This is a genomic window from Acidovorax sp. YS12, from assembly GCA_021496925.1.
Classification (GTDB): domain Bacteria; phylum Pseudomonadota; class Gammaproteobacteria; order Burkholderiales; family Burkholderiaceae_C; genus Paenacidovorax.
Genome location: CP053915.1, coordinates 639,980 through 666,783, shown reverse-complemented (window position 1 = coordinate 666,783; position 26,804 = coordinate 639,980). Strand labels below are relative to the sequence as shown.

The 26,804-nt window shown below is 65.6% G+C and carries 27 protein-coding genes; 5 read left to right on the top strand and 22 right to left on the bottom strand.

Annotation, left to right across the window (positions count from 1 at the left end; translation table 11 throughout):
* Positions 1–11 precede the first annotated feature (11 nt).
* Genes YS110_03180 through YS110_03160 form a run of 5 tightly spaced genes read right to left on the bottom strand, consistent with a single transcriptional unit; the run spans position 12 to position 6,725 of the window.
* Positions 12–794, bottom strand: a complete 783-nt coding sequence (locus YS110_03180) for a phosphatase PAP2 family protein (GenBank protein ID UJB67329.1) — start codon at positions 792–794, stop codon at positions 12–14.
* Positions 781–2,028: a TolC family protein gene (locus YS110_03175; GenBank protein ID UJB67330.1), complete on the bottom strand. Its 1,248-nt coding sequence runs from the start codon at positions 2,026–2,028 to the stop codon at positions 781–783. The genes YS110_03180 and YS110_03175 overlap by 14 nt, the downstream gene beginning before the upstream one ends.
* 47 nt (positions 2,029–2,075) lie before the next feature.
* Positions 2,076–2,396, bottom strand: a complete 321-nt coding sequence (locus tag YS110_03170) for a DUF3240 family protein (GenBank protein UJB63836.1) — start codon at positions 2,394–2,396, stop codon at positions 2,076–2,078.
* On the bottom strand, positions 2,393–5,488 hold the full coding sequence (locus YS110_03165; GenBank protein UJB63835.1) for an efflux RND transporter permease subunit: 3,096 nt from the start codon (positions 5,486–5,488) through the stop codon (positions 2,393–2,395). Before YS110_03165 ends, YS110_03170 begins: the two co-directional genes overlap by 4 nt.
* Positions 5,489–5,501: 13 nt before the next feature.
* A complete protein-coding gene (locus YS110_03160; protein ID UJB63834.1) occupies positions 5,502–6,725 on the bottom strand; it encodes an efflux RND transporter periplasmic adaptor subunit in 1,224 nt (407 codons plus the stop codon).
* Between the two features lie 310 nt (positions 6,726–7,035).
* On the opposite strand from YS110_03160, the gene YS110_03155 reads away from it, so the two are divergent.
* Entirely contained in the window at positions 7,036–7,587 is a 552-nt protein-coding gene (locus tag YS110_03155) for a cytochrome b (protein ID UJB63833.1), read from the top strand.
* Positions 7,588–7,628: 41 nt separating this feature from the next.
* Positions 7,629–8,336, top strand: coding sequence for a VIT family protein (locus tag YS110_03150; GenBank protein ID UJB63832.1), 708 nt, complete (start codon positions 7,629–7,631; stop codon positions 8,334–8,336).
* 13 nt (positions 8,337–8,349) lie between these two features.
* On the opposite strand, the gene YS110_03145 is transcribed toward YS110_03150, so the two are convergent.
* The 12 genes from YS110_03145 to YS110_03090 all read right to left on the bottom strand — a co-directional run bounded on the left by YS110_03145 (position 8,350) and on the right by YS110_03090 (position 19,470).
* Positions 8,350–9,762 carry a two-component sensor histidine kinase gene (locus tag YS110_03145; protein UJB63831.1) on the bottom strand — a complete coding sequence of 471 codons (1,413 nt, stop codon included), beginning with the start codon at positions 9,760–9,762 and terminating at the stop codon, positions 8,350–8,352.
* Positions 9,763–9,765: 3 nt separating this feature from the next.
* Positions 9,766–10,431 (bottom strand): response regulator transcription factor, encoded by a 666-nt coding sequence (locus tag YS110_03140; GenBank protein UJB63830.1) that lies wholly within the window; start codon positions 10,429–10,431, stop codon positions 9,766–9,768.
* 14 nt (positions 10,432–10,445) lie between these two features.
* Entirely contained in the window at positions 10,446–11,789 is a 1,344-nt protein-coding gene (locus YS110_03135) for a ferric reductase-like transmembrane domain-containing protein (GenBank protein ID UJB63829.1), read from the bottom strand.
* Positions 11,790–12,004: 215 nt separating this feature from the next.
* The gene (locus YS110_03130; protein UJB63828.1) at positions 12,005–13,990 is read right to left on the bottom strand and encodes a relaxase/mobilization nuclease and DUF3363 domain-containing protein; all 1,986 of its coding nucleotides are present in this window, start codon (positions 13,988–13,990) and stop codon (positions 12,005–12,007) included.
* A 460-nt stretch (positions 13,991–14,450) separates the two neighbouring features.
* Positions 14,451–15,050 carry a S26 family signal peptidase gene (locus YS110_03125; GenBank protein UJB63827.1) on the bottom strand — a complete coding sequence of 200 codons (600 nt, stop codon included), beginning with the start codon at positions 15,048–15,050 and terminating at the stop codon, positions 14,451–14,453.
* A complete protein-coding gene (locus YS110_03120; protein ID UJB63826.1) occupies positions 15,047–15,604 on the bottom strand; it encodes a DUF2840 domain-containing protein in 558 nt (185 codons plus the stop codon). Before YS110_03120 ends, YS110_03125 begins: the two co-directional genes overlap by 4 nt.
* Entirely contained in the window at positions 15,601–15,864 is a 264-nt protein-coding gene (locus YS110_03115; protein UJB63825.1) for a chromosome partitioning protein ParB, read from the bottom strand. Before YS110_03115 ends, YS110_03120 begins: the two co-directional genes overlap by 4 nt.
* Entirely contained in the window at positions 15,861–16,499 is a 639-nt protein-coding gene (locus tag YS110_03110; protein ID UJB63824.1) for an AAA family ATPase, read from the bottom strand. Before YS110_03110 ends, YS110_03115 begins: the two co-directional genes overlap by 4 nt.
* A 241-nt stretch (positions 16,500–16,740) precedes the next feature.
* Positions 16,741–17,598 (bottom strand): replication initiator protein A, encoded by an 858-nt coding sequence (locus YS110_03105; protein UJB63823.1) that lies wholly within the window; start codon positions 17,596–17,598, stop codon positions 16,741–16,743.
* 26 nt (positions 17,599–17,624) lie between these two features.
* The gene (locus YS110_03100; protein UJB63822.1) at positions 17,625–17,909 is read right to left on the bottom strand and encodes a helix-turn-helix domain-containing protein; all 285 of its coding nucleotides are present in this window, start codon (positions 17,907–17,909) and stop codon (positions 17,625–17,627) included.
* Positions 17,910–17,984: 75 nt separating this feature from the next.
* Complete coding sequence (locus YS110_03095; GenBank protein ID UJB67328.1) at positions 17,985–18,782, bottom strand: DUF2285 domain-containing protein; 798 nt, start codon at positions 18,780–18,782, stop codon at positions 17,985–17,987.
* Between the two features lie 337 nt (positions 18,783–19,119).
* Entirely contained in the window at positions 19,120–19,470 is a 351-nt protein-coding gene (locus tag YS110_03090; GenBank protein ID UJB63821.1) for a DUF2958 domain-containing protein, read from the bottom strand.
* A 298-nt stretch (positions 19,471–19,768) separates the two neighbouring features.
* On the opposite strand from YS110_03090, the gene YS110_03085 reads away from it, so the two are divergent.
* On the top strand, positions 19,769–20,062 hold the full coding sequence (locus tag YS110_03085; GenBank protein ID UJB63820.1) for a helix-turn-helix transcriptional regulator: 294 nt from the start codon (positions 19,769–19,771) through the stop codon (positions 20,060–20,062).
* Positions 20,063–20,114: 52 nt separating this feature from the next.
* Here YS110_03085 and YS110_03080 read toward each other — a convergent pair whose 3' ends face one another.
* From YS110_03080 to YS110_03060, 5 genes are all read right to left on the bottom strand, one after another.
* On the bottom strand, positions 20,115–20,429 hold the full coding sequence (locus YS110_03080; GenBank protein ID UJB63819.1) for a DUF736 domain-containing protein: 315 nt from the start codon (positions 20,427–20,429) through the stop codon (positions 20,115–20,117).
* 759 nt (positions 20,430–21,188) lie between these two features.
* A complete protein-coding gene (locus YS110_03075) occupies positions 21,189–21,398 on the bottom strand; it encodes a hypothetical protein (GenBank protein UJB63818.1) in 210 nt (69 codons plus the stop codon).
* Positions 21,399–21,460: 62 nt separating this feature from the next.
* Positions 21,461–23,509: a ParB/RepB/Spo0J family partition protein gene (locus YS110_03070; protein UJB63817.1), complete on the bottom strand. Its 2,049-nt coding sequence runs from the start codon at positions 23,507–23,509 to the stop codon at positions 21,461–21,463.
* Between the two features lie 79 nt (positions 23,510–23,588).
* On the bottom strand, positions 23,589–24,416 hold the full coding sequence (locus YS110_03065; protein UJB67327.1) for a DUF945 domain-containing protein: 828 nt from the start codon (positions 24,414–24,416) through the stop codon (positions 23,589–23,591).
* Positions 24,417–25,178: 762 nt separating this feature from the next.
* On the bottom strand, positions 25,179–25,565 hold the full coding sequence (locus tag YS110_03060; GenBank protein ID UJB63816.1) for an ATPase: 387 nt from the start codon (positions 25,563–25,565) through the stop codon (positions 25,179–25,181).
* 393 nt (positions 25,566–25,958) lie between these two features.
* Between YS110_03060 and YS110_03055 the strand changes: the two genes are divergently transcribed.
* Entirely contained in the window at positions 25,959–26,303 is a 345-nt protein-coding gene (locus tag YS110_03055; GenBank protein UJB63815.1) for a helix-turn-helix transcriptional regulator, read from the top strand.
* A gap of 4 nt (positions 26,304–26,307) precedes the next feature.
* Positions 26,308–26,796 (top strand): arsenate reductase ArsC, encoded by a 489-nt coding sequence (locus YS110_03050; protein ID UJB63814.1) that lies wholly within the window; start codon positions 26,308–26,310, stop codon positions 26,794–26,796.
* The last annotated feature ends 8 nt before the right edge of the window (positions 26,797–26,804 follow it).

Below are 26,804 nucleotides of genomic sequence, written 5' to 3'. Positions count from 1 at the left end.
TTTGAAAGTTCTCATGCTTGGAACCCCGATGAATAGACATCGCCTGAGCCATCAACAAACCAGCGTTGCCAGACCATGAAAAGACCCAAGGCAACGACCCAACAAATCAGGAGCGTCCACAAGTCATGGGAAAGGAAGTGGGCTCCGCGCACCTGCTGGGTCCATCCAAAGATGGCACCTATCATCAAACTTGCAGCCAAGGCCATCCAACGCCAGGCAGGACGAACCATCAAGGTAAAGAAATATAGGCTGACCCATGCATATCCGGCACTTGCATGCCCTGCGGGAAAGCACACACCGCGCGGCATACCGGGCGGGCGTGTTTCAAACAGGCCCACAAACACTCGCGCTCCGCCATAGCGCACCAAGTTCCAGGGGCAATCCATGTTAGTGAACGATTTCAGCGCCGAAACCGTCAGTGCCCCGATCAAGTACGCACAAAAAAGATACAGTAGCGGCCAGCGTAGGTATGCCGAGCATTTGTTGCTACGTTTTTTTCTCCAAGCCCAGATGCACGTTGCTGCAACCGCAATTGCCAGGAAGGTGGAAAGATTCTTCCCACCACGATGCAGCAGGTTGCTGGTTAGCCAGGCATCCCGCAAAGCCCATCGGCTGCCCTGCAAGCGATAGAGATGATCGGCGACCCAGAAGTCCCCACCGCCATCCATCAATAGACTGCTGATGATCAGCGCCGCACCCGCTGGTAGCGCTAAATGAGTGATTAAGAATCGAGGTGCGAATGGTGCGTTGGATAGTGGGGCGTTGCCCAGTAGTCGGGATTCATTGAGGGGCATCGGCATGTGCCTCCTTCGAATGCCACAGCGCATGCGCATCGATACGCACCAGTGCTGACGCTTGCAGCGCATCGATGCGAGCCTGTGCCTCACCGAGGCGTGTCTGGCGCAGGTTTCGCAACGTCAAGAGGTATTCGGCCAAGGGGGCCTCTCCCAGTTCCCAAGCTCGCCGCGTGCGGTTGCTGGCCGTGGTCTGCGCGGCCAGCGCCTGCGCGAATGACTGCCACTGCGTGCGCTTACTTTCAGCTGCCTGCGCGGCTACCCACGCACTTTGCTCCACCGCGCGCCGCACGCCGAGCGCCTCTGCCTCTGCGGCAGCTGCGTTGGCGCTTTCCGTGGCAGCCATTGCACTGCGATAGTCAGTGCCAAATGGCACCGTCAGGACAACGCCAATGACACGTTCCGTCCCACCGCGTTCAGACATCATCCGTACCCCGACTGTGGGGTCGGGCGTGCGGTTGGCGCGAGCTCGCTCGGCCACCTTGGCAAGGCGCGCTGCCTCTCCATCGGCAATGCCGATTTCGACGCTTTGTCGCACAATTCGCGCCAGCCACTCCTGTACCCCGCCCGGCAAAGGATCGGGATCTGGCAGCGTGGATGGCCGCGCGGGAATCTCAATGCCCGGGAACTCGATCACCATCGTTTGTCGTGCTGCCCGTTCTGCGTCGCGCGCAGCGCTAACCTGGGCTGCAAGCATCGCGCGTTCGGCTTGCAGAACGTCGCTGTCCCGCTGCGCTGCATCGCCCAGGGCCACGCGGCGGGCCATTGCTTCCTGCTCACGTCTAAGCAACTTTTCCTGAGCTTGCATCTCGTCGGCTACGACGAAACTGCGCAGCCATCCGGCCCAGACTTCCAACAGTCGCCTTGCCATTTGGTGCTCGGCATCTTCAAGGCGCATATCGGCCACCCTACGGGTGCGGCTGCCGATGTCCCGATCTATACGCGCCTTGTTTGGCAAGCGAACAGCACGGCTGAGCTGGATTTCCCATTCGTTGTAGCGACGCGCTTCGTTGGTCACGTTGCGACGTTGTAGGCCACTACTGAATTCAAATTCGTGGCTACCGGCTTCAAGGGCGCTTTGCGTGGCGGCCGCCGCGTCCAAGCGAGCGGCTGCGGCATTCACGACCGGCTGGATTTTTATCGCCGCTTCGACTTGCGCCTGCGCAGGCAGCCACGAAAGATCATCGGCGCGCGCTTGCGCGGGATGAAATGTCAAAGCCGCGATAGCCACCATGACGGCACCAGCCGGTAGTACCAGGCTGCATCCTTTGTTTTTACTCGTCATACCAGTCTTCCACTTGCCAACACCGACTCCACCCACCAGCGGACATCGCTAGACGCGATGCGCTGGCGCAGATGCGCCAGGACCTGTTCCAGTTGTTCGTATTCGATCAACACCCAGATGACGCGCCGATCCACACGGCCGCGAACCTTCTCGCGAATGGACGCGCGCGCGAAGTCGCCGGTATGCCCTTCGGCGTGCAACAGGGTGAACCCTGGCAGCACCGGGTCGGCCATCAGGGCATCGGTGACGGCGTCTTCGAGCGTGGGTGGAAACACCAGATTCAGGCGCACCAGTTGCGCTTCTTTCAATCCGTTCATGCGTGGACTCCTTGTTGTGAGGAGATGGCCTGGCCGAATCGCCGGTACAGCACCGGCAGCAGGACCAGGGTCAGCGCCGTGGAACTGACCAGTCCGCCAATCACCACGATGGCGAGTGGGCGCTGGATCTCAGAGCCAGGGCCACTGGCCAGCAGCAGGGGCACCAGGCCAAAGGCGGTGATGGAAGCCGTCATCAGCACGGGGCGCAGCCGTCGCAGCGAACCTTCGCGCACCACCTGTTCCATGGGCAGGCCTAGCGCATGCAGGTGGTTGAAGTGCGTCACCAGCACCAATCCGTTGAGCACGGCGATGCCCAGCAGCGCGATGAAGCCGACCGAAGCAGGCACCGACAGGTACTGCCCCGACAGCCACAGCGCCGCCACGCCGCCGACCATGGCAAACGGCACGTTGCCGAGGATGAGCGCGGCCTGCCGCACCGAGCCGAAGGTCATGAACAGCACGAAGAAAATCAGCCCCAGGGCCACCGGCACTACCATGCCTAGGCGGGCCGCTGCACGTTGCTGGTTCTCAAATTGCCCGCCCCATTCGACGCGGTAGCCGGGCGGCAGCGGCACGTCGAGCGCCACGGCTTCGCGCGCTTCATCTACGAAGCCGACCAGATCGCGCCCGCTCACGCTGGACTGGATCAGCGCGAAGCGCGAACCGTTCTCGCGCCGCACCAGCACGGGGCCATCGGTGGTGGCGATGCGCGCCAGCGAGGCTAGGGGGATCTCGCCCTGATCGCCACGGGCGAGCTGCAAGTCCTTGAACCGCTCGGCCGATCCGCGCAGCCGGGCATCCCCGCGCACCACGATGGGCGTGCGCCTGTCCGGCTCGATCACCAGCCCGGCCGGCACGCCTTCGAGCTGCGCACGCAGCTCGTCCTGAACCTGCGTCACGGCCAGTCCGGCGCGACCGGCCGCCTGCGCATCCACCTTCACCTGCAGGTATTCCACGCTGTCGCTGGCCTGGGTGAGCACGTCGCGCGCACCGGGCACTTTCTCGATGCGAGCGGCCATGCGCTGCGCCAGATCGCCCAGCGTTTGCAGATCAGGGCCGAACAGCTTGACGGCCACGTCGCCCCGGCTGCCGGTGAGCATTTCCGAGATGCGCATCTCGATGGGCTGGGTAAAGCCGAATTCCAGGCCGGGGAAGGCATCCATCACCTTGCGTATCTCGGCACTCAACGCGTCCTTGTCGGCTGCATGCCAATCCTTGCGCGGTGCGAGCTGCATGAACAGGTCGGTTTCGTTCAGGCCCATCGGGTCGAGCCCCAGCTCGTCCGAGCCCACCCGCCCGATGCTGTGCCGCACCTCGGGCACCGCCGCACCGATGGCCTTCTGCACCGCCAGGTCAATCTCCAGCGAGCGCTGCAACCCAATGGACGGCGGCTTTTGCAGTTGCAGCAGGATATCGCCCTCGTCCATCGTCGGCATGAACGCCTTGCCCGTGCCGAGGTAGGCCACCACACCCAATGTCAGGGCCGCGATGGCGACCGCCGATGCGCGTAGCGGGTGGTGAAGCGCAGCCTCCAGCAGCGGTTGGTACAGGCGCGTGGCCCAGCGCATCACCCACGGCTCGGTGTGCGCGTGTTCCTTGAGCAGCAGCGAGGCCAGCACCGGCACCAGCGTGAGCGACAGCAGCAGCGAGACGCCCAGGGCGAACACGATGGTCAGCGCCACCGGCACAAACAGTTTGCCTTCCAACCCTTGCAGCGTGAGCAGGGGCATGAAGGTCAGACAGATGATGAGGATGCCCGAGGCCACAGGCATGGCGACCTCGCGCGCCGCGGCGAATATGCGGTGCAGGCGCGGCTGGTGCGCACTGGGCGCGTGCGGGTCGAGCCGACTGACGGCGTTTTCCACCACCACTACGGCAGCGTCCACCAGCATGCCGATGGCGATCGCGAGGCCCCCCAAGCTCATCAGGTTGGCGCTCATGCCGACCAGACGCATCAGAAGGAAGGTGCCCAGTGCCGCCAAAGGCACCATCACCGCCACAACCAGCGCGGCGCGAAGCTCGCCGAGGAACAGAAGCAGCAGGATAACGACCAGTACCGTGGCTTCCAGCAAGGCGCTTTCCACCGTGCCCACAGCGCGCTCGATCAACGTGCTGCGGTCATAGAATGGCACCACCTTGACGCCGGGCGGCAGGCTGGGAGTCACCTCGTCCAGCCGGGCTCGAATGGCTTTGACCAGCGCCGAGGCATCGGCCCCGCGCAGCGCCACCACGATGCCTTCCACCGCTTCGCCCGCGCCGTCCCGGGTGACGGCGCCATAGCGCGTCACGCCTTCGATGCGCACCTGGGCCACGTCGCCCAGGCGAACTGGGGCCGTACCATTGGCCCCCGCGCGCAGGATCAGACGGGATAAATCGTCCAAAGTGTGGATCGCGCCTTCGGCGCGCACGATCAGCGTGTCTTCGCCTGCATCCAGGCGGCCCGCACCGTCATTGCGGTTGTTGCGGCCGATTGCCGTGATGACATCAGAGAAGCTGAGGCCCGCAGCGGAAAGCCGTGCGCGATCCGGCACCACGGCAAAGCTCTTGGCTTCTCCACCCAGCACGTTGACATCGGCAACACCGGCCAGCGTGCGCAGGGCCGGGCGCAGCGTCCAGTCCAGCAGAGCGCGGCGCTCGCTCAGCGTGAGGCCACCGCCTTCGATGGTGAACATGAACACGTCCGACAGTGGTGTCGAAATCGGCGCTAGTCCGCCGCTGACGCCTTCGGGTAGGCTGCCCGAAACGCCGCCATAGCGCTCGGCCACCTGCTGACGCGCCCAGTAGATGTCACTGCCTTCGGCGAAGTCCAGCGTGATGTCGGCGATGGCATACTTGGCCGTGGAGCGCAGCATCACGCCCTGCGGCACGCCGAGCAACTCCATCTCCAGCGGCGTGATCACGCGCGACTCCACCTCTTCGGGCGTCATGCCGGGGGCCTTGATGATCAGCTTGACCTGCGTGGGGGAAATATCCGGATAGGCATCGATCGGCAGTTGCAGGAAGGCTGCCAAGCCCGCACCTGCCAAAGCCAGCACGCCGAGTAGCACCAGCGCACGTTGGCGCAGGGAAAATTCAATCAGACGGGACAACATGCGTGGTCGCCCCTCATTGCAATGGAATCATGGATTTGAGCAGTGCCGTGCCGCGCACGACGACCTGCATGCTTGCCGCAAGCGGCGCAGTGTCTGGCGAGACGGCACGCACGGCGCTTGACGCCTCTGATTCGTCTTGCCCCAGCAGTTGCACCGGAACAGCGCGGACGCGTAGGTCGCCTTGCTTGTCTTGCGATGACGGCTCAGCAACGTAGAGCACGTGGGCGCTGCCCGCTGGCAGCAGTGCGGACGATGGCACGCTCAAGGTGCCATGCGGTGCTGGCAGCAACAGCGCGACACTGATCTGCTGCCCGGCCGCATAGCGGTCTGCCCCTGCCTGATCTGCATCGACGCGGGCACGTACCCGCAGGCTCTGACTACTGAGGTCAGTGTCGCCACCAACGGCCGTCACCCGAGCGATCGTGCCATCGGGAAGACGCACTTCCAAGCCCGGGCGGAGATCCGAGCGCCACCGCAGCGGAACCGTGACGCTGACATCCAGCGGGCCAGGCTCAGCCACCAGGAAGGCGATGTCGAGCGGCGCGACCGCCTGCCCGAGGCTCAGGTGACGACGCATCACCCGCCCGGACAAAGGCGCCAGCAATTCATACTCGCCCGCCTGCCCACCGCTAACGGGTCGAAGCCGTGCGAGGGCGCCATTGGTCTCTTGCAACGTACTTTGCGCAACCGCCGCGCGCGCTTGGGTTTGCTCGTTGCGCGTGGCTGGGATGATGCCCTCGGCCAAGAGCGAGGCATCGCGCCGGGCCTGCGCCGCGGCCACCGCCGCTTCGGTGCGGGCACGCGCCAGATCGGCCTGCGCCGCCAGAACGTCCTTGCTCTGGATGTGCGCCAGAGCTTGTCCTTGACGCACCGCAGCGCCTTCATCGACCAAAACACGCGTCACCACACCGCCATAGGGCGCTACGACGTGCGCGCTGGCCGAGAGCGGCGCTACGGTCTGCGCGGGCAAGCCATCCAGCGGTATCACTGCGGTGTCTTTGACGAGCGCGGTTTCCACACCCTGCGCGCGAAGCTGAGCAGCGTTGAGCTGAACGCCGCCAGCGCTCGGTTGGGCGACAGCCTCGCTCGCGTCTTTATCGGCTACGGTTGTCCGCGGCGTTGTCCAGGCCCACCAGCCGTACCCTGCGGCAACCAGAACCGCCACGCTGATAGCGGACAGGGCCAGAGTCTTGGTTCGGCTGGAGGCACCCGCCGCTTTCAAGGTCGGGAAGCTCATGCTTGTGCTGCTCCAAACGACGTAGAGCAGAGTAGCGAGCACACAGCGCGGATTGAAAATCCGTCGCATATGAAGCGGTGCGCGAGGTTAATGAGGCGAAACATGCGGTCGATCTCTTGTAAAAGATCGGCTCATGTTCTTCGGTGAAGCTTTGAGAAAGCTTTGGAGAAAGCGAAATTTGCTCAGTACGATGTATTTCGGCGAAACGCCTGCTTTGAGCAGCAAGCAATCGATAAACTGATTTTTCAGTAACTTGCTCTGATATGCCAGCGGTGCGCCTTTGCTACCTCAAACATCGGAGCCATACACCATGAATGTCAGGAATTCCGAATACCGCTTCAGTCCTTTGGTCATAGGACTGCATTGGCTGACCGTGCTTCTCATCATCGCGGTCTATGCGAGCATGGAGCTGCGCGGACTGGCACCCAAGGGAGCCTTGAGAGACGCCATGAAGTCCTTGCACTACCTGCTGGGCCTCAGCGTTCTGGTTATCGTCGTGATCCGTATCGGGGTGCGCATCCAGGCGGGCGTGAAGCCCGCGATCCAACCACCCATGCCACGCTGGCAGGCCACGCTCGCCGATGTCATGCACTATGCGCTCTACAGCTTCATGCTCGCCATGCCGCTGCTCGGATGGCTCACCTTGAGTGCGGCGGGCAAGCCGGTTGTTCTGTTTGGCTTGCCCATTCCCTCTCTGATCGGCACCGACGTTGCTTTGTCGCGCCAACTCAAGGATGTCCATGAGGCGCTGGCGACATTGGGCTATGTCTTGATCGGATCGCATGCGATGGCGGCGCTGTTGCACCACTACGTCATGCGTGACAACACACTGGTTCGCATGCTTCCCGGTCGTCGCCCCTGACCTACTGGCCTCAGGCTGCTTTATATGGATTCGAATCTCCAATGACCAAATTTCACCACCGCGCCCACCCTGAAAGTCACCGCACTGAACATATCGGATGGCTGCGCGCCGCTGTTCTGGGTGCCAATGACGGCATCATTTCCACGGCCAGCCTGGTTGCAGGCGTGGCTGCTGCCCATGCAAGCCATGCCAGCATCATGACCACGGCCATCGCGGGGTTGGTAGCCGGTGCCATGTCCATGGCTGCAGGCGAGTTCGTGTCGGTCTATTCACAAGCTGATACGGAGAAGGCGGATTTGGCGCGGGAACGTGATGAACTGGAAAACAGTCCGGAAGCAGAGCATCGGGAACTAACGGCCATCTATGTCCGGCGTGGCCTGGATCATCGACTCGCGGATCAGGTCGCCACGCAATTGATGGCGCATGATGCGCTGGGCGCGCACGCGCGCGATGAATTGGGCATTTCTGAAACCTTGAGCGCTCGCCCGCTGCAAGCCGCCATGGCGTCCGCTGGGAGCTTCGCGATGGGTGCGGCCATGCCGCTGGCCGTGGTTCTGTTGGCGCCGGAGCAGAGCCTGCTCTATTGGATCGTCGCGACGGCGATTGTCTTCCTGGCCCTTCTCGGCGCTGCGGCCGCTGCCGTGGGTGGTACGCCGCTCTTCAAAAGTGCGCTGCGCGTCGCGTTCTGGGGCACATTTGCCATGGCGGTGACAGCGGGCGTGGGAGCCATGTTCGGCACTGCGGTGTAGATCTGCGTCAATCTCAGAGCAGCGGTGGCCAAGGGCCAAGCCGCGCGGACAGCCGACCGTTGTCCAGTGAGAACGCCAGCGGCAGGTCTATGGCATGCGCGAGCGCCAGGGCCAGTGCAAGTCCCAGCCCGGCGTGGTGCGCCGTGCCACCTTCGGAATCCTTGCGCCAGAAGCGAAGTCCGAATTGATCCAGATCGGATGCCTGCAAATTGGGAGCTGTGTTGACGATGGTCAACATCCAGCCGGAAGCCGCGCGCTCCAGCCTACATTGAATGTCGTCGCCTTCGGGCGCGTATTCGATGGCATTGCGCAAGAGGTTGGAGACGATGCGTTCGATCACGCCCTGATCGCTTTGCACCCATGCCGATTCAGGCAAAGTCACACGGATAGGTGACTTGGGTGCCATTTGCTGGACGTTGAATCCCGCCAGCAACTCTTGCAGCAAAGCTGTTAGATCCAGAGGATCAAGCGCAAGTGTGTGTTGGCCGGATTCAAGCCGCGCCAACAACAGCAGAGTGTCCACACTGCGCTGCATGCGTGAACTGGCCTGGATCGTTGCATTCAGGGCGCGCTGGATTCGGGTCGGGTCGGCATCGATCAAAGCGCTTTCTGCGCTGATGCGGATTTCTGCCAAGGGCGTGCGCAACTCGTGGGCCACGTCGCGGGAGAAGCGGCGCTCGCGGGCAATGGCCGCATACAGGTGATGCAAGCCCTGATTGAAGGCTTCGGCAAACGGCCGCAGTTCGCGTGGAAAGTCCGCTCCGATCCGCGCAATCGGCCGATCCGAACGCAGGTCGGCCAGTTGCACGCCAACGCGCTCCAGCATGACCACGATGCGCCGAACCATGAGCAGCGCCAGGCCTGTGGCCAGGAGCGTCGCCAGAACGATACCGCCCAGGAGCGTGAAGTGGATGCGCCGTTCGGTTTGATCCCAATCCCGACGTTCTGTTGCCACAACCAGCAATCGAGATTCCTCACCTCTTACCGGCACGCGCGTCGCCAGCGCGCGGCCCGCGTGGCCGTCCGGGAGTATCACGTCGTAGTAGCGTGGGGTGCCTTGCTCCACCGGTCCAAGCGCCAGCTCGGCCCCAGCACTGCTGGGCGAACGCAGCAAGGTCCGGTGGGTCTGCGAATCGAAGACCGTGAAGAACTCGGTATGCCCGCCAGGCTCGTATTCCGGCATGAGGCTTTCGAGCTTTCTCGCATCCAACTCCTGCAGCACGCGCCCCACCGCCGCTGATCGTTGCATCAGGGTGGTATCCATCCGTCGGTAGATTTCGTGGTCGATCCAGTAGTCGAGGACGGGAAACAGGATGGCGAAGGTTCCTCCAATGCAGATCACCAGGCTGGCAGCCAGCCGCCGCTGCAAGGACCAGGATCTGCCTTGACTCGCATCAGAGAGGGCTTCGGAATCGGGACGTACCATCGTTCAGGGCAGTATGTAGCCGAAGCCACGTCGTGTCACGATCAGTTCATCCAGGCCGCACTGGGCGAGCTTGGTTCGCAAGGTGCTGACGATCACCTCCACCACCTTGTCCGATGCATCGCTGCGGCTGTCGTACAAATGTTCAAAAATCTGCGGGCGCGACAGCGTGGCGCCGCGCCGACGCAGCAGCAAGTCGAGCAGTCCATATTCCTTCGGCGTGAGCCCAAGATCAATGCCCTTGAACCTCGCGGTGCGCGAGCGCGGATCGACCTCCAGATCGCCGTGGCGCAGAACTGGAACGTCCCGTTGCGGCGGACGCCGCACCAGCGCCCGCAGGCGAGCCAGCAGTTCGGCCAGCTCGAAGGGTTTTGTCAGGTAGTCATCGGCACCCGCATCCAAGGCCCGCACCCGGTCGTCAAGCAGTTCGCGCGCGGAGAGCACCAATACCGGAGCGGCATGGGCCTCCCGGCTCAATGCGCGCAACACGCCAAAGCCGTCCAGCCGGGGCAGCATCAAGTCCAGAATGATGGCGTCGTACCGGTAGCTGGCAAGAAACTTCAGCGCGGACACGCCATCGGCTGCTGTATCGCAGGCATAGCCTTCCGACTGAAGGCTCTGGCTCAGGGCTTCGGCCAGCGTTTGCGAGTCTTCCACGATCAATACGCGCATATGCTTTCTTCCATTCAGCGCATCTCGAAAAGCTCTTGGTGGAAGGCTTCCGGCTCCAACCCCTGGGCCAGCAGGTCGGCGCGCAACGCGCTGCCGAAGGCCGTGGGGCCGCAGAACCAGACGCTGGCGTCTTTCCAACCGGGAACCATGGCACGCAGGCGCTCACCTGTCAGGCGACCGTCCTTCTTGTCGATGAACAGGTGTAGCGCAACGCCGGCCGCCTCGCTGTCGGCGCTCAGTTTCTCGATGGCCTGCGGATCAACGTCGCTCGTCGGATGAAACAAATCGATGGGACGTGCGTCTTGGCCCTCGTGCTGCGCCAGGAACTTCATGCGCGCGATGAACGGCGTGATGCCGATGCCAGCACCGATCCAGATCTGGCGGGCACGCCCGTCGTCGAAAGTGAAGCAGCCGTAAGGCCCCTCGACCGTCACCCGGTCGCCAACTTGCAGGCGTTCCGGCAGCCGGCGGGTGTGGTCGCCCAGCGCCTTGGTGATGAAGGTGATGCGCCGGTCTTCCGGCACCCAGGCTGAGGCCAGCGTGTAGGGATGCGGGCCTTCTTTCGGGTTGGACATGGCGAAGGCAAACTGTCCGGGCCGGTGGCCGGGCCAGGCCGGGTCCATTCGCAGGGTGGTTTCCAGCACGTTCAGCGCAGGGTAGGTCTGCAGCGATTCGATGACACCGTGCGTGGTGCGCTGCGCACCGACCCGGCCCAGCAGCACCCACACCGCCGATACCGTGCCGCTCGCCAGCAGCATAGCCAAAGCCCAGCCCACGGGCTGCGCCCAGTAGGAGAACTGAACCAGCACCAAGGTGTGGAAGGCCAGCACCAAGTAGATCGCTGCCATCCAGTGGTGCGTCTTGGCGAACAGCCGGTATGGAAAGCGCTTGACCAAAGCCAGTACCAGTAGCACCGCGACGGCGTAGAAGGCCCATTCGCCCAAGTCCTCGGCCAGTCCGCGCCAGCCACGCAGCGCCGATTCAATGGAGCCCATTGAATCAGCCGCTGCGCGGGGCTTGCGCGCCGGGCGCGTCAGCCAGCCCCAGCCTACGGCCCACTTAGTACCCTGCGCCCACAGCCAGTGTATTGTTGCAGCGGCCAGAGCGGCGATGCCGAGCCACTTGTGCAGGCGGTACATCTTGTCCAGTCCGTTCAAGCTGGGCTCCAGCCACGCAGGGCGCGTGGCCAGCACCATCGCCACGGACATCGTGCCGATGGCCAGTACGCCGCTGTATTGAATCCATACCGTTCGCAGGGCGAAGTAGTTGGACTGTGCAGGCCAGAGCGTATCGGTAAAAAGCCATAGAGCGCTCAATGCCAGCGCAAAAAACCAGAACGTCCAAATTATTCTCTTCATCGTGGATTTGCCCTAAATTCTGCGGAAGGCGCATGCGGTATTGGTCTGAAACCATCAATCCAGATACGCGATAGCGTGCCTTTGAATGTGGCCATGTATCCGAAATTACAGAAAATTTTAATTCTGGAATCCCAACCTTTGGTAATGCTTTGGATTGATCAACCATCAATAAATAGGATCTAATTTTTCCCACCGGCTTGTGGCATTACCTTGACTCAAGAAATGGTTGGCCCCCGATGCCGCCCAATCTCCCATGACACCGCGCCGCCGCGCACCGTCCCGGCAAGCTGCTGCCCCATTCGCTGCTCGATCACCGGTTTCCACGGCACCAGGCTGAACCCCATGCCGTCATCGAGCATCGCGTAGCGCCCGCTGGCAAGCATGACGGAGCGCCGGTAGATGCCGGCCACGCGCTGCCCATCGGACACGGGTCGATGCTCCAAGCCAGTTTCGGCCGCAATGTCTTTGGCGACCTGCGCCAGTTCCCGGTTGCGCAGTGTGCCCAGCAGGTTGCGCGCCAGGATCACGCGCTGGCCGCGCCGCTCGGCCAATCCCTGTTCGGCCAGGAAGTCGGCGCGCTGCTGCATCGCCTGTTTGGCCTCGCTGCCAAAGCCGAGGTCGCCCAGGCCCGAGCCGCCGCCGATCAATTGCTGGTCGAGCCAAGTGGCCCCAATCACGCGGGCCTGCCGCTCGATGGGCAGGTGCGATTTCAGTTCCACCGCCACGCCGCCCAGACGCTGCGCGTCGTAGCGGCGGCCCTGTTCGGCCAGGTCGTCCGGCACCTTCCAAAGTCCCTCGGCCACGCGCTCCACGATGCCGGCGCGGCGCAGGGCTTCCAGCCGGCGGACGTGGACCGCGACGACTTCCTGCGGATCACGGCCCGGCACTGTCTGCCCCTGCGCGACGGCCAGATGATGGTCGGTGCGGTACAGGCCACCGCTCGCCAGTGCGGTGATGTTCTTGTCGGCCGCACGCACGTCGGCCGATCCCTTCACCGCCACCACGGCGCCGGTCGGATAGTTCGCCAGCTCGTCGCGGGCATTGAGCGCGACGTAGTGGGCCTTGCCGTCCACGCCGTCGATGACCAGATAGCCCCGGTCGCGCAGCTCGTCGGCCAGCCCCTTCGCGGCTACGCGGCCGAGAATGGTTCGGCCATCGTCGCCCGGCTCGAACACTGCCAGCTCGCGCGGCTCGCCGCGCATGGCCCGCTGCATGGTGCGGATGATGTCGCCACGCTCGCCCAGGGTGCGCAGGGTCTTTTCCGCGTCGGCGTGGACGGCCCAGGTGCCGGGCTGCATTTCGTCGGCCAGGCCCAGGCGCTGCAAGCGTTGCAGCCGGCCAACCAGCAACAGGCGCTGGCGTTGCAGTCTCGGTTCGTTGAAGCGTTCGATCTGCACTCGGCCGTCGTCGCCGGCCTCGCGTTGCAGGGTGCGATCCAGGCTCGTCCACCGCTCCTGCTCCACCTCGCGCTGCAAGGTCTGCTGGATCTCCAGCTCGGTGCGCGGCCCCAGCCATTCGGTCGCCAGCTCGGCGGCGCGATGGCGGAAGCCATCGGCGATGTAGTCGCCCGCAATGATGAGGTCTTTGCCGGTGTCGTCGCGCCCGCGCACGACTATGTGCGTGTGCGGGTTGTCGGTGTTCCAGTGGTTGACGGCCACCCAATCGAGGCCCGTGCCCAGGTCGGCTTCCATGCGGCCCATGAGGTGCCGCGTGTAGGTGCGCAGGTCTTCCAGCTCGGCGCCATCCTCGGGCGAGAGGATGAAGCGGAAATGGTGTCGGTCGTCGGCGCAGCGTTCCTTGAAGGCGTCGAGGTCGGCGGCATCGGTCTGCGGCCCGTAGGCTTGGCCCGGCTCGCCATCGCGGCCCACGCCATCGCGCTCGATGTAGCGCAGGTGCTTGGCGAGCGACTGCGGGCTGGCCTGGCGCTGGTTGACCAGCAGCGTCTTGATGGTCACGCGCCGCGACATGGGCGTGAGCTTCGCCCCCGCGAAGCGCGCCGCCGTGTGGCCGCGCCCCAGGCGCGAACCGGGCCGCTGGCCGGTGCCCCTCCCGGTGCCGCCAGCCGTCCCAGGACGGCGCACCGAGGACTTGCCGCCGCTGGCCTTGCCTGCCTGCTTGAGCACCTTGGAGACAAAGCCCTGGCCGCGATTCTTCGGGGCGCTGGGGCGGATGCGGAAATCGTCGTCGCGGCGGTCGGTCATGGCTGTGCCCTCTGCAAGCTCTGGCGTGTCCGGTCGTGCGAAGCACGCGGACATGCCTGCATTGGCGCGGGCCTCGCGCCACAAACGGCACGGCGGCGAAGCCGCTCCGTGCTGCGCCAACCCCACGTGCAGACTGGCTTTCGACGCGGCCCGGTGCCGCGTCCTTTTGTCTTGCCTTCCGCCTTTGCCCCTCGCTGTCGCTCCGGGCGTCGGCGGCCCGGCGGCGCTGCGCTGCTTGCAGCCAGCCCGCCGGCGAACGCGCAGATGGACGCGATGGGGGCCGCAGGCCGTGCGCGTTCGAGGCAAGACGCCTGCACGCTGGACGGCTGCGCCGGATGTTGCGCGAAGCGCGGCGCGAATGCGCCCGCGCTGCACGCGCGACGACACGGCGGCGGCAGCCGGAACGGCATGCCCGTTGGCACGATGAGAGGCACGGCAACGTGCAGTGAATCGGCGGCCATCATGGGCGTGTCTCCAGCCAGACCGGTTGCGCGACGCCGATCACGGCGGATGCGCTGACCGGGCCGAAATAGCGGCTGTCGAACGACGCCGGATTGGTCACGCTCAACAGGAACAGCTCGCCTGGTTCGAGGCGGCGGCAAAGCTGCAAGGATGGCAGTGGCCGGCCCAGCCGGTCGGCAGGCAGCGCGGCGGCCGCAGGCACGCCGTCGATGCGTACCTGCCCGGCGACGATGCAAACGTGTTGCGGCGCGACTGCGCCCACACGTTTGAGCAGCGGAACGCGGGTCGGCAGGTAGCCGCGCTGCGCAGCCAGCATGGCGGCCCTGTCGGGCAGCGGCACCAGCACGATGCTGTCCACGGACAACGGACGTGGCAGCGAGGCGGTGCGCGGGTCGAACGGTTCGATGCGATACCAGCCGACCGCCACGCTGTCGGACGGGTTGTAGGTCAGACGCGGCAGCGGCGACACGAAAGCCGCCCAGGCCAGCGCAGCGAGGCCGACGGCGGCGAAGCCCGCCAGCACGATGCGAACGCGCAGGCGCGAGCGAGGATGCGGCGCGACTTCGTGCGTGCATGTGGTGTTGGATTGGGTCGTCATGGCAGCGCCCTTCCGGCCAGCCAGGCGGCGTGCCGCTCGGCGGTGTATTCGGGCAGCGCCAGGCGGGCCGCCAGACGGTTGCCCAGCGTGCGCCAGTACGCGGGCGACACGTCGATGGCGGCGATGCCTTGCCCTTCGATGCCGTCGATGCGTTCCAGCACGGCACGCACCGCGTTTTCGCCTTCGGCGTACAGCAGCAGGCGTGCGCCCGGCCGCACGCCGGGGATGCGCTGCATGTCGTCCAGCGGCGTGGCGGCTTGCATCACCATGAGCTGCCAGCGGATCGTGCCGTAGTCGTTTGCTTCCCAGCGCACGCGGCAGAACATTGCACGCGGCAGGAACACCGCGCAGCGCCGCCAGCGGTCGAGCCGCAGCGAGCGCGCCGGCTCGCCGAAGCGCAGGTAGAGCTTGAATCGCGGTTCGATGTAGGCGAGCGATACGCGAGTCAGCGGCACGCTGCCAGCCTGGCCGGCGGGCGTCGAAAGTGAAGGCGGCGGCGCAGCAGCCGGTGCAGCCGTCGCCGCGTGAGCGGCAGGCAAGGCGGATGCGTTCATGGCAGGTTCTCCGTGCGGTTGTCGGGGAACTCTCGTTCCAGCAAGCCGCGCAGCAACTCGGCCACGGTCACGCCTCGCGTGAAGGCCGACACCTTGATGCGAGCACGCATCGCGGGTGTGATGTCGAGGGTCAGGCGTGCGGTGTAGAGGTCGCCTTTGTTGAGTGCATCGGCATCGCCCTGGCGAATCCACGCCTCGGCGTGTGGATTCGCGGGCGGACGTGCGCCGATGCCGACGCGCTTGCTGCGCGGGCTGCTCATGTCGGCCACCGCAGCAGTTCATCGGTGAGCACGGCGATCTCGCGTGCGGCGGCGCTGTCGGGCGCGGTTTCGCGGGCGAGCCGGCCAGCGGCCACGCTGTCGGCGAAGACGATGCGCTGGCGCACTTCGCTGTGCAGCGCCGGCAGCGGCTGTTCGGCCAGCGATTGCCGTGCTTCCCTGCCGATGATGGTGGTACTGACGCGCCGGTTGATGACGAAGGCCGCGCGCAGCGCAGGCCGGAACACCAGTGCCTCGCGGATCAGCGCCACCATCTCGGCGCTGGCCCAAAGGTCATACGGGCTGGGCTGCACGGGAATCAGCACGCGCTCGGCCGCCAGCAGCGCGGAACGCGCCAGGGCGGCGATGCGCGGCGGGCCGTCGATGATGATGTGATCGGCGCGGCGGGCCAGCTCCGGCGCTTCCTGATGCAGCGTTTCGCGGGCGAGACCCACGGCGCTGAACAGCCGTGGCAAGCCCTGCTGGCTTCTGCGCTGCGTCCAGTCCAGCGATGAACCCTGCGGGTCGGCGTCCAGCAGGATGACGTGCAGCCCGCGCATCGCCAGCTCGCCCGCGATGTGGGTAGCGAGTGTGGTCTTGCCGACGCCGCCTTTTTGATTGAGAAACGCGAAGATCATGGCGCGGCCCTCCCTGCTGGAAAGCCGGCCTGGCCGTGCCGTTTCGTGGTTGTCCACCGAAACGGCGCGCTTCTACCAAAAGTTAGAGATTTATAGTTAGGTAAGTTAGAGGGGACGCAAACCCGCGCCGTTACTGGCTTTGCGGCGTTTTCGTACTCCTGATAGCACGAGGGTCGTACTCCCGATAGCACGATACCCCGTACTCCTGATAGCACGAGGCCGTCCACATCTTTTCCCGCAGTTATCCCCGTGCCGTGAACGGCACGGGCCGGAAGGTCAGCAGTTCCAGCCTTTCGCCCGGTATCGGCTCGATGCCCAGGACGTAGCCGGGCAGCGACTGACGCGCGACCAGCACGCGCAGGTCGTAGGCGAAGTCCGAGAAGCGCGCCGCGCTGCCGGACTTGCGGTGCAGGTGCCGGAAGTCGAATTGCCAGCCGTGTTCCTGCCGCCCGCCGTGCTTGCGCACCAGGCGATACAGCCAGCGTTCGATACCGCCCTTCAAGCGGAAATAGGCCGGGTCGATGGTCAACACCAGGGCGGCATCGAGCACGCTGGCATAGAACCAGTCCGGCAGGATCAGCTCGATGCCCAGCGGCGTGCCGCTGGCGTCGGCCAGCTCGCGCCATTCGTTCACCCACGAAAAGCGGTGCAAGCGCCTCCCGGTGGTTTCGCGGATGGACGTTGCCACGCTGGTCGATTGCAGCCGGTCGAGCGCGGCTTTCAGGCGCTGGTAGTCGTTGAGGGACGTGCCGCGCCCGATGAAGCGCAGGATTTCGTAGGGCGTGGCGTGTATCCAGCGCGACGGGCGAATGCCTGCGTCGCGCGCCTCCACGATCTGCGAGGCCGCCCAAATCAACACGTCGGCATCCCATATCGTGGCGATGCCGTGCTCGGCCGTGCCTTCCACGCGGATGGTGATGTTCCCGCTGCGGAAGTCGATCGGCGCCGTGCGCCGCGACTTCGCCAGCGAGAAGAACGGAAAGGCCATCAAGTCCTGGCTGTCGCGCGGCGCCATGCCGTCGCCCGGCAGCGCGCGGAACAGGTCGAGCTGTTCCCGCTGCTGCGATCGCTGCCCCGACGGCAGCGATGGGCTGGACATGACGATAGCCACCGGCGAGCCGACGATCAGCGGCCATCACGGTAGTCGCCCGCGTGACGCTCGGCATATTCCGGGTCGGACGTGGCCTCGTAGCTGCGCTGGTCGGCCCAGGCATCGAGGTCGGCCACCGCGTACATGACGCGGCGGCCGAACTTGCGGAACTTCGGGCCGCCGCCGATCACGCGCTGTTTCTCCAGCGTGCGCGGCGACAGGCGCAGGTATTCGGCGGCTTCGTCGTTGGTCAGGTAGCGTTGGGGCTGCACGGGCGCAGCGACAGCAGCGGCGGCAGGCCGCAAGGGAGCGGGTCGCATGGGATGTACCTCCATCAAGCCCGGCCACACCACGCGGCCGGATAGAGGCACTTTCAAGAAAGCAAGGCTTCCTGCTCAGGGACGTTTTGCAGAGGATGCAGCGCGTCCCTGTGCAACGGGCGGAAGCTGTGCCAGGCGGCGATAGCCGCCGCGCATCAGCGCATCGCCCCGGCGCACCAGCCGGCGAACGCGGGCGCGCAAGGCGCTGTCGGCGTACCAGTCGTCGGCGACGGCATCGACGCCGAACAGCCCTTCGGCCACGTCGCGCAGGGACGCGCCCGCGAGGGTGCCGTCGAGCGCCTGGAGCGTGTTCAACTCCAGCAGCGCCGCGGGGGCCGGCCGCGACCGTGCCGTTCCCGCTGGCGCTGCATCGCCAGCGGCGGCCAGCTTGTCCAGTTCGGCCGCCAGCGCCTGATAGCGCCCGCAGGATGCGGCGCAGGCGCGAATGGCGTAGGCGTAGGCCATGCCGTCGGCCAAGCCGGGAGCGATCACCAGCCGCAGGCAGCAGCCCGGCCAGCGTGTCAGCAGCACCAGGCGCTTGCCGTCGTGGATCAGACGCTTCTGGCCGGGAAGGCACCAGAACGCGAAGGCCACCGCGTCGGGCGGCGGGTCGGCGTCCGGGTAGAGCTGCACCACCGCATCGTGATCGGGGAACCAGGCCGGGTGCGCGTCGCGCGCATCCAGGGCGGGATCTTCCAGCAGGCGCAGTCCCCAGCGCGCGGCAGCCTCTGGCCGGCGGCGCCGGCGCAGCCAGTCGCGGCGGTAGTCGGGGTGGCGGCGCAGGTATTCCCACGCCAGCGCGGGGCCGTCGAGGTGCAGCGTGTAGAGATACGCGGCGGTCGGATACCAGTGTTCGGCGCTCGGGTCGGCCATGACGCAACCTCCTGTCATTCAGCAGGAACGTCGCCACGGATTCCGCCGTGCGGGAGCTATCGAGTCGCCATCAAGTCGTCATCGAAATCGGGGTACGCTGTAACTGCTGGTGTCAAGACTGATTCGCTCCAGGGCATTGCGGAAATCGTCTGAATGCGACGGCTGCGCCGCCACGAAAATGGTGCGCAGCGTGGAGCACCGTGCAGCAGCCCGCGCCAAAGATCATGACTGTTTGCATCAGAAGCGCACCGCTTCGGTGCAAGAGTGTGGATTCAGACTGCGCAGGTCTTGGGTAAGACTGAAATAGTCAGAATGCGCCGTCGTTGGCTGGGACTGCTCAGTCGGTGATCGAGCCGTTTTCCTCGGCCAGCCGCAGGTACTCCGACAGCAGCCGCACGGGCTGGAAGTAGCGATCGCGCATCACAGTTTGCTTATGCGGCCCGACGATGGACGCCAGATCGGACAGCTTCACATGGCCCAGGCCGGGCATGCCTATTCCCAGGTCGATCAGCCCCCATGCCGTATCGCCATCGGCCGGGTCGAGCGCGGCCAGCAACCAGGTGGCGTGCGCGTCAGGGGTGAACAGTCGCACCGCCGGCATCGGGTCAATGCCCCGATCAGCGGCGCGTGCCGCGCCGACGGCGAGCAGTTGCGCCCGCTGTTCAGCGGTGACGAGCGGCTGGGTCATGGCCCGAATCCCCACGCATCCGAGGATGCACGGATACGATTTTCCATCGAAGCGCGGAACCGCCGAAGCGGATGCGTGCTTTGGCGGGAAAGCACGAAGGCGCAAGCCATCGAATCCGTACATGCACGGAAACGCAGAAGCGGAATTACGCAGGTCAGGAAAGACACGGATGCGGCTCCCCGGGTCTGGTGAAATCCGCAGTTGCGGATTTCAGTAAAAGCACGGAAGCGGACTAAATTACTGTCATGAGTTAAAGATAACGTGGTTTTAATTGTCCCGCGACTGGACGCTTCTGTCTATGCAGAAGCGATCCGTACAACCTGGCCGACCGGCCGGTGCCACCACCTTCGATGCCGAGTTGGCGCAAGCCTTCGGCGCGGCGGTGCGTGCGCTGCGGATGGAACGCGGGATTGCGCAGGAATCGCTGGCCAACCTGGCTGGCATCGAGCGTTCCCATATGGGCAAGGTCGAGCGTGGCGAGCACATGCCCACGCTGGCGATCATCTTCAAGATCGCCAGCGCGCTTAGTTGCAGTACCGCCGTGCTGATGGCCGCGACGGAAAGCCAGCTCGCGTCCGTGTCCGAGACGTAGGCTGTCAGCGAAAGGCGCCCCGCCGCAATGGGCGGGGCGCGGTGGGTGGCCGTCAGGCCGCCTTGGGCTTGCTGCGCGACCAGATCAGGTCGTGCGTGCCGTCCTCGTTCTCGATCAGGCGGGCATAGACCGTCGCCGGGAACGAAGGGTCGTCGATGCTCACGGACAGGTACTCGCGCCCGGCCTCACTGGTCTTCTTCCATGCCGCGCCGATCTCGTGGCCGGCCGCCTGAAGGTGGAAGTCGGGGGCGTTCTCGCTGTCGCCCTTGTCGTTGGGAACCAGCTTGACCTTGACGTTGAGCGTCAGGGTGCGAAGCGTGCCGGTGAAGCCGTCTTTCTCTGCGGTGAAGGTGCCGATGTTGGCCATGATGTTTCTCCTTTCGGGTTGAACAAGGTCGCGCCAGTGCGTCCTTGTTGTGAACCGTCCGGCGGGGGATGGGCTGGCCGCACCGCGCAGCGGTCGCAACACCGTGGAGAGCCTGGAAGCGAAAAGAATTTGTCCCGCGAGGAATGCGCGCAGCGCAGGGGAAATTGTTTTCGCTGGAAGGTTGCGGCCATGAAGCCCAAGGCGCAGCCGTTCCCTCGCCACGATTCACGACAAGCCAAGGACGCACGGGCCGCCCGCTCCCGAATGGAGACGTGGCCGACTCGGCATCCCCGCGTGACGGCTTCACCGGCTTGCGCCCTGACACTGGCAAGGCCAACACCCCAACGACGAGCGAGAACGCTTCTTGCCGCAGATTGCGACGACGTGGTTGAGGCGTGGCGTGGATGCTCCATAGCGAAGCCGGGGGGCGTGTCGGTGAACCGTCCTTCGTGACGTACAAGCGCGAACCGCCAGCGTCGAGGACGGCACGCTTTGGCACAACCTGCCGCAGCAAGCGGGGGCGTAGCCCCACAAGCCCCGCCCATTGCGGCGGGGCGCCATCGAAACCTTGCCCGCGCCAGCGGGCGCCGATCGCTGTACCGCGTGCAAGGCACTTGCACGTCCGCCACGTCGCCGCCTGGTCGAAGGCGGCGACGTGGCGATTTTGCTTTGGACGCTGGAACCGGGCGCGGCCACCGCCGCGCCCGGATTTCCGACCACCGGCCCCAAGGCGGAACGGCTTGGGGCCGGTGCGGCTCGTTATTCCTTGGTTTCGATAATCCACCACATGGCACGCGGCAAGGCGCGGCCCGTGATGGGGTGAATGTCGATGAGGTCGGCACGGGCCGACCAGCCCGAGGGTGGGCGGTAGCCGCGCACGTCGCCTTCGCCGTGCCAGCGGCGGGCGCGTACTGCGCCGGGCGCATAGATCGCCGCCATGCGTGGGCGGCTGGTGGTGGTGCGGGTCATGGGGGCTTCTCCTTCAAGCGAGCGCCCCGGTCGAGTGCCGGGGCGCTTGCCTTCGGCGCGGGTCAAGCGGCCAGTGCCTCGGCGGGTTCATCCGCCATTGCCTCGGCATCCTCCGGGGCGTCCTGCGCCTGCGTTTCCTGCGGCGCAGCTTCCGGGCCTTCGGTGTTGAAGATGGCGGGCATCCAGCCCGTACCATCGGCCAGCCGTTCCGCTTCGCTGGCAATGTCGGCCTTCTTCAACTTCGCCAGCCGGGCAGCGTGCGACGGTGCGAACTCGCCCACGGCTTCCAGAATCGCGGCCTTCGGCACATGCTGGAAATACCCGTCTGCGGTGGGCTGCCACCATGCGGCCATGTCCAGCCCCACAGCCTGCGCCAGTTCCGCGCCCGGCTGGTGAGCCGTGGCGCGAGGCGTCACCACGTCCACGGTCGCCGCTACGCATACCGCCAGCAGCCGCACCAGTTCGCCTTGCTCCATCGCCAGCAGCGCGACGAACAGTTCGGCGCTGTCCTGCGGCAGCGCTTCGCCCGCGACCTGCTGCAACTCGCGCAGGGCGACGGCGGCGGGCGACTCGGGCCAGTCGGGGGCCATGCCTTCCAGCCGGTCTTGCACTTTCAGGCTCACGCCCAGCGGCAAGTCGTGGCCGTAGTGGTTGTCCTGCAAGACGCTCTGCACCATGCCATGCACCAGCGCGGCCAGCGCGACTTGCGGATGGCGGGCGACTTCGATTTGCAGCGCGGCGGTGCGGTGCGCGCTCAAGCGCTGCGCCAGCCGGTCGGACAGGCTCGCGGCCTTGGGCTGCTCGGTGTCCTCGCCTTCGTCGTCGTTCCCTGCTTCGCCTTCCGCGCTGCCGAAACCCTGCCGCAAGCGTTCCAGCGTGCGCAGCGCCTTGGCCTCTGCCTCGCGCAGCAGCCCGCGATGAATCACGGCTTCGCCGCTGCGGTCGAGGGTGACGATGGCACCGGCCACGGCGCGCACATCCGGGGCGTAGCCCTGCAAGGCTTCCTCCACGGCTTGCAGTTCCCCGGCAACCTGTTCGCGGCGCGGTTCCAGCGCTTCGGTCTTGTCCTCGTCCTCGGCGTCGTAGGCTTCTTCCAGTTCGGCGTCGATCTTGTCGAGGCGGGTTTGCAGCGAGGCGATGCGGCGGGCTTCGCGGGCGTTCGGTTCGCGGCGCTGGCGCGGCGCGTTCTGGAACGCCTGCCGCTCGGCGTAGCTCATGTGCGGCACGGCTTCGACCCACGCCCAACCCTCGGCGCGCACGTCCCCGGCCAGCGCATCCAGCTTGCCACGCACCAGCGTTTCCAGCAGCGCGGCGTCGGTCAGGTAGGTTCCGGCATCGCCTTCCGCGAACAGGTCGCGGCGGATGCCGCCGCCCGCCGCCGTGTAGGCGTCCAGCCCGGCGAAGCGCACCAGCGGATGCGTGGCGTCGATTTCGCGTTCGGTCAGGCGTTCGCGCAGCGCGGACGCGCCACGCTGCCATTCGGGCGCACCGTAGAACGCGCTTTCCTGCGCGGCGTGGTCGTCGGTGATGGTCAGGGCCATCAACTGTTCCAGCGTGACGGCTCCGCCCCGGTAGTCGGCCAGCAGGCGCGGCGAGACGTTGGCGAGTTTGAGACGGCGCTGCACCACCAGCGGGGTCACGCCGAAGTCGGCGGCAATGTCTTCGATGGGGCGGCCTTCCTTGACCAGTGCGGCGAACGCCTCGAACTGGTCGGCCGGGTGCATCTGCTCGCGCAGCAGGTTTTCCGCGAGGCTGACGGTACGGGCCGAAGCGTCGGGCACCAGCAGGCACGCCACTTCGTAGTCGGCAGGGATGCGCTTCTTCTTCGCCAGCAGCTTCAAGGCGGTCAGGCGGCGGTCGCCAGCCACCACTTCGTAATGCTCGCCATCAGCGGCAAGGATGACGACGAGGTTTTGCAGCGGGCCGACGCGGGCAATGCTCGCGGCCAGTTCGGGGATGGACATGCGCGAGGTCGTCCGCGCGTTGCGCTTGGAGCGGCGCGGCAGCAACTGCGAGAGCGGAACCAAAATCAGGTTCTTGGTCGGGTCGGCCACTTCCAGCGGCGGGGCGGTTTCGGTGGCGATGGTTTCGGTTTTCAGGACGGCGTTCATGGTGATGACTCCTTGCGGTTAGGGATGCAGCAGCGAGAGAAGCGGCAAGGGCTGCTGCCTGCCCCTGCCGCGTGGGGATTCAGGCTTTCAACTGGCGCATGCCGTCGGCCAGCAGCCAAAGCGCACGGTTGAGGCGGATGTTTTGATCGATGCCCTGCACCGGGCGGGTTTGCTGGCGGCGTCCGTTGGCGCTGCGCTCGCGCAGGCCGCCTTGGGTCAGGTTCTCTTGCGTGCGGTTGAACACGCTCCACAAGTCCGGGCGGCGGTCATCAAAGCGGCGCGGCATCAGGATTTGCGATTCCGTGATGGGCGCGGGCTTGTCGGGGTCGTCGTACTTGAGGGCCAGCGCGGCGCGGGCGAACACTTCGGATTCGCCATCGTTCAAGGTGATGGCGCGCATGGAATCGCGGGATTCCTGCACACGGTCGAAGCCGCGCAAGACTTCGTAAGCGCCTTCGATGACGGAACCGGCCACGTCGCCTTTGTGCGGCACGCGCACGTCTGCCACCGTGTCGCCGCAGACAAGGCCATTGCTGCACACGAACCGGAACATTCCGGCCAGCATCTGATAGCTGCTCGTGCCGTCATGCGAGTTCAACAGCACGATTTCATTGGCTTCCGCTCCGTTGATCTGGCTGGCGTGGCGCAGGCGCAGCATGTGCTTGGTGTAGTCGCGGCGGTCGTCGTGGCGCACGCGGGTTTGCGCTGCCATGAAGGGTTCAAACCCTTCCTTGCGCAGTTCTGCCAGCACGGCGGCGGTGGGGATGTAGGCGTACCGTTCGGAACGGCTTTCGTGCGGGGCGTCCGCGAAGATGGACGGCGCGACCTTGCGGATTTGATCGTCGGACAGCGGGTAATCGCTGCGCAGCGACGGGGAACGGGAAGCGAATCGGGATGCGAGTTGCATTGCATTTCTCCTGACGAAAAGGGTTTGCTGTTCAAACCGCACACCGGATTCCTAGATTCGGAGCCCAGCCTTTCGGCTGTTCGGTGCGGTCGGCACGAGGAACCCGGTTGGCCCTGTTGCCACCGTCTTTCCTGAGTTCATCGCCCGCGGCCAAAGGAGCGCGCGGACGGGGGCCGTCAAGGAGACAAGCGCAGGGTTGGTGCGGCCCGCAGGCGCAGCCGAGGACACGGCCCTGCGCGCCTTGACGGCACACGGGAGCGGGCTACGGTCGCGGGTAAGGTGATGAAGTCAGGGGAGACGGCTGGACATGGCAACGGCCGTCCCTTTGTGCCGACCGCACGCAAGCGAAGCGCGCAGGCCCGAAGCTGGAAGCCGGGCCGAAGGCGTCAGCCGAGCGGAGCGAGGGAACGATGGAAGCCCGAAGGGGGCGAGACGCTGCAGGCGGCTCGATGCGAAGCACGACAGCGCGACCGGCCATGCTTTTTGGCCGGGGACGCCCATGCAGTCATGGAGATGCAGCGTGGATCTTCTGTGGTGGACAAGCAGCCTTTGCGGCATCGGTATTGCCGCGCCGGCGCAGCCGGGGCGGCGGTGTTGTAGGGGCGCCAAGCGAAGCGCGGCGGGGATGTGCCAAAGGCACTTCCCCTGGAGTGCAAGCGCCAGCGCGCAGCGCCGCGGGCGCGAAGTCATCGGCACCAGGGCGCAGCAGAAAAAAAGGTGCGCCGCCCCGCAGGGCAGCGCACCGGATGGCACCAGGCGCGATCAGTTCGCCGTCATCGTCTGCAACTGCTCGATCACGCCGGGTTCGACGAAGACGCACGGCTGGTCGGCCGCGATCGGCACGTCGAACACCTGCGCGAAGGCTTCGCGCTTGAGGTGCGCCAGGCGGCCCGTCCGGTATGCCTGTTCGGGCTTCACGCGGCCACCGCCCGCCGGTGAGCCGCTGCGCTGCGGGTCGCACTCGACCAGCGCGACAAAGCCATCGTCGGACAGCTTCTGATGTTCGGGGCACAAGCCCCAGCCGGTTGCCGTGTGGCGCTCCATGCTCGCGCGCAGGCGGCGATCCAGCAGGACGGCGCCGGTGTCGAAGCGAGTACCGCAGACAAGGCAAACGTGTTGTTCAAGCGAAACGTGCGATTTGTCGTTCATGACGATCTCCGGTTGCACGGGCGGAATTGCCCGGAACCGTCGCCAGCACGGCGCAGCGCAAGCAGTCAGGGGTCGCAGACGGCCGCCAGGACGCAAGCGCGCAAGGCGCGTGCAGCCCTTGACGGCGAGAACGCCGTGATACGGTGCAGGGAACAGCAAGACCGCCCACACCCCGCCCACTGCACACACCCGTCTTTGGGCAAGCGAAGCGCGCAGGCACGGATCATCGAGCCGGGCCGGAGGCGTCAGCCGAGCGAAGCGAGGGAACGATGGAAGCCCGAATGGGGCGAGACTCGCGCAGCGAGGCTCGATGCGCAGCACGACAGCGCGACGGCGGCACACCGGGACGCCATGAGCCTTTGTGTGTTGCTCACTCGCACAATGATTCAATAAATGTTGTATTATCGAATAATGAATGAAGATCAAGCCGTTTCCGCCCTCGGTGCCTTGGCTCACACCCAGCGGCTGCGCGTATTTCGCGCCCTGGTGGTCGCCGGCCCCGAGGGACTGACGCCCAGCGTCCTTGCCGACCAGCTCGACGTGGCCCGTAACTCCCTGTCCTTCCACTTGAAGGAATTGGCCCATGCCGGGCTCGTCACCATCGAGCAGCAGGGCCGCAATCTGATCTACCGCGCCGACTTCGCCCGGATGAACGGTTTGCTCGGCTACATGACCGAGCACTGCTGCCAAGGCGGTGTCTGCGAGGTTTCCGACACAACCACCCGCTGCGACTGCTGACGCCATGACCACCTACAACGCCTTGTTCATCTGCACGGGCAACTCCGCCCGCTCCATCCTTGCCGAAGGCTTGCTAAACGAGCTAGGCCAAGGTCGCTTCCATGCCTATTCCGCCGGCAGTCACCCAAAGGGCGAGGTTCACCCGCTGGCGCTTGCCACGCTGGAGCGGCTGCGCCTGCCGACAACCGGCTACCGCAGCAAGAGCTGGGACGAGTTCGTGAAACCCGACGCGCCGGTGTTCGATTTCATCTTCACCGTCTGCGATAACGCCGCCGGCGAGGCGTGTCCGCTGTGGCCGGGCAAGCCCGTGTCGGCCCATTGGGGCGTACCCGACCCGGTTGCGGTCGAAGGCACCGAGGAACAGCAGCGCAAAGCGTTCCTCGATGCGGCGATCACGCTGCGTCGGCGCATTGAGCTGTTCCTGTCGCTGCCATTGCAGCGTCTCGATGCCATGTCGTTGCAGCGCGAGCTGCGCGACATTGGCCGCCAGTGAGGCCCCCC

Excerpts from the sequence above, each read along its gene's own strand:
- YS110_03120 (UJB63826.1), bottom strand. The coding sequence starts at position 15,604 with ATGAACGCATCCGCCTTGCCTGCCGCTCACGCGGCGACGGCTGCACCG.
- YS110_03150 (UJB63832.1), top strand. The coding sequence starts at position 7,629 with ATGACCAAATTTCACCACCGCGCCCACCCTGAAAGTCACCGCACTGAA.
- YS110_03135 (UJB63829.1), bottom strand. The coding sequence starts at position 11,789 with ATGAAGAGAATAATTTGGACGTTCTGGTTTTTTGCGCTGGCATTGAGC.
- YS110_03050 (UJB63814.1), top strand. The coding sequence starts at position 26,308 with ATGACCACCTACAACGCCTTGTTCATCTGCACGGGCAACTCCGCCCGC.
- YS110_03165 (UJB63835.1), bottom strand. The coding sequence starts at position 5,488 with ATGTTGTCCCGTCTGATTGAATTTTCCCTGCGCCAACGTGCGCTGGTG.
- YS110_03055 (UJB63815.1), top strand. The coding sequence starts at position 25,959 with ATGTTGTATTATCGAATAATGAATGAAGATCAAGCCGTTTCCGCCCTC.
- YS110_03090 (UJB63821.1), bottom strand. The coding sequence starts at position 19,470 with ATGACCCAGCCGCTCGTCACCGCTGAACAGCGGGCGCAACTGCTCGCC.
- YS110_03070 (UJB63817.1), bottom strand. The coding sequence starts at position 23,509 with ATGAACGCCGTCCTGAAAACCGAAACCATCGCCACCGAAACCGCCCCG.
- YS110_03160 (UJB63834.1), bottom strand. The coding sequence starts at position 6,725 with ATGAGCTTCCCGACCTTGAAAGCGGCGGGTGCCTCCAGCCGAACCAAG.
- YS110_03110 (UJB63824.1), bottom strand. The coding sequence starts at position 16,499 with ATGATCTTCGCGTTTCTCAATCAAAAAGGCGGCGTCGGCAAGACCACA.
- YS110_03065 (UJB67327.1), bottom strand. The coding sequence starts at position 24,416 with ATGCAACTCGCATCCCGATTCGCTTCCCGTTCCCCGTCGCTGCGCAGC.
- YS110_03075 (UJB63818.1), bottom strand. The coding sequence starts at position 21,398 with ATGACCCGCACCACCACCAGCCGCCCACGCATGGCGGCGATCTATGCG.
- YS110_03155 (UJB63833.1), top strand. The coding sequence starts at position 7,036 with ATGAATGTCAGGAATTCCGAATACCGCTTCAGTCCTTTGGTCATAGGA.
- YS110_03145 (UJB63831.1), bottom strand. The coding sequence starts at position 9,762 with ATGGTACGTCCCGATTCCGAAGCCCTCTCTGATGCGAGTCAAGGCAGA.
- YS110_03175 (UJB67330.1), bottom strand. The coding sequence starts at position 2,028 with ATGGTGGCTATCGCGGCTTTGACATTTCATCCCGCGCAAGCGCGCGCC.
- YS110_03170 (UJB63836.1), bottom strand. The coding sequence starts at position 2,396 with ATGAACGGATTGAAAGAAGCGCAACTGGTGCGCCTGAATCTGGTGTTT.
- YS110_03180 (UJB67329.1), bottom strand. The coding sequence starts at position 794 with ATGCCCCTCAATGAATCCCGACTACTGGGCAACGCCCCACTATCCAAC.
- YS110_03125 (UJB63827.1), bottom strand. The coding sequence starts at position 15,050 with ATGACGACCCAATCCAACACCACATGCACGCACGAAGTCGCGCCGCAT.
- YS110_03060 (UJB63816.1), bottom strand. The coding sequence starts at position 25,565 with ATGAACGACAAATCGCACGTTTCGCTTGAACAACACGTTTGCCTTGTC.
- YS110_03130 (UJB63828.1), bottom strand. The coding sequence starts at position 13,990 with ATGACCGACCGCCGCGACGACGATTTCCGCATCCGCCCCAGCGCCCCG.
- YS110_03080 (UJB63819.1), bottom strand. The coding sequence starts at position 20,429 with ATGGCCAACATCGGCACCTTCACCGCAGAGAAAGACGGCTTCACCGGC.
- YS110_03140 (UJB63830.1), bottom strand. The coding sequence starts at position 10,431 with ATGCGCGTATTGATCGTGGAAGACTCGCAAACGCTGGCCGAAGCCCTG.
- YS110_03100 (UJB63822.1), bottom strand. The coding sequence starts at position 17,909 with ATGCGACCCGCTCCCTTGCGGCCTGCCGCCGCTGCTGTCGCTGCGCCC.
- YS110_03105 (UJB63823.1), bottom strand. The coding sequence starts at position 17,598 with ATGTCCAGCCCATCGCTGCCGTCGGGGCAGCGATCGCAGCAGCGGGAA.
- YS110_03115 (UJB63825.1), bottom strand. The coding sequence starts at position 15,864 with ATGAGCAGCCCGCGCAGCAAGCGCGTCGGCATCGGCGCACGTCCGCCC.
- YS110_03095 (UJB67328.1), bottom strand. The coding sequence starts at position 18,782 with ATGGCCGACCCGAGCGCCGAACACTGGTATCCGACCGCCGCGTATCTC.
- YS110_03085 (UJB63820.1), top strand. The coding sequence starts at position 19,769 with ATGCAGAAGCGATCCGTACAACCTGGCCGACCGGCCGGTGCCACCACC.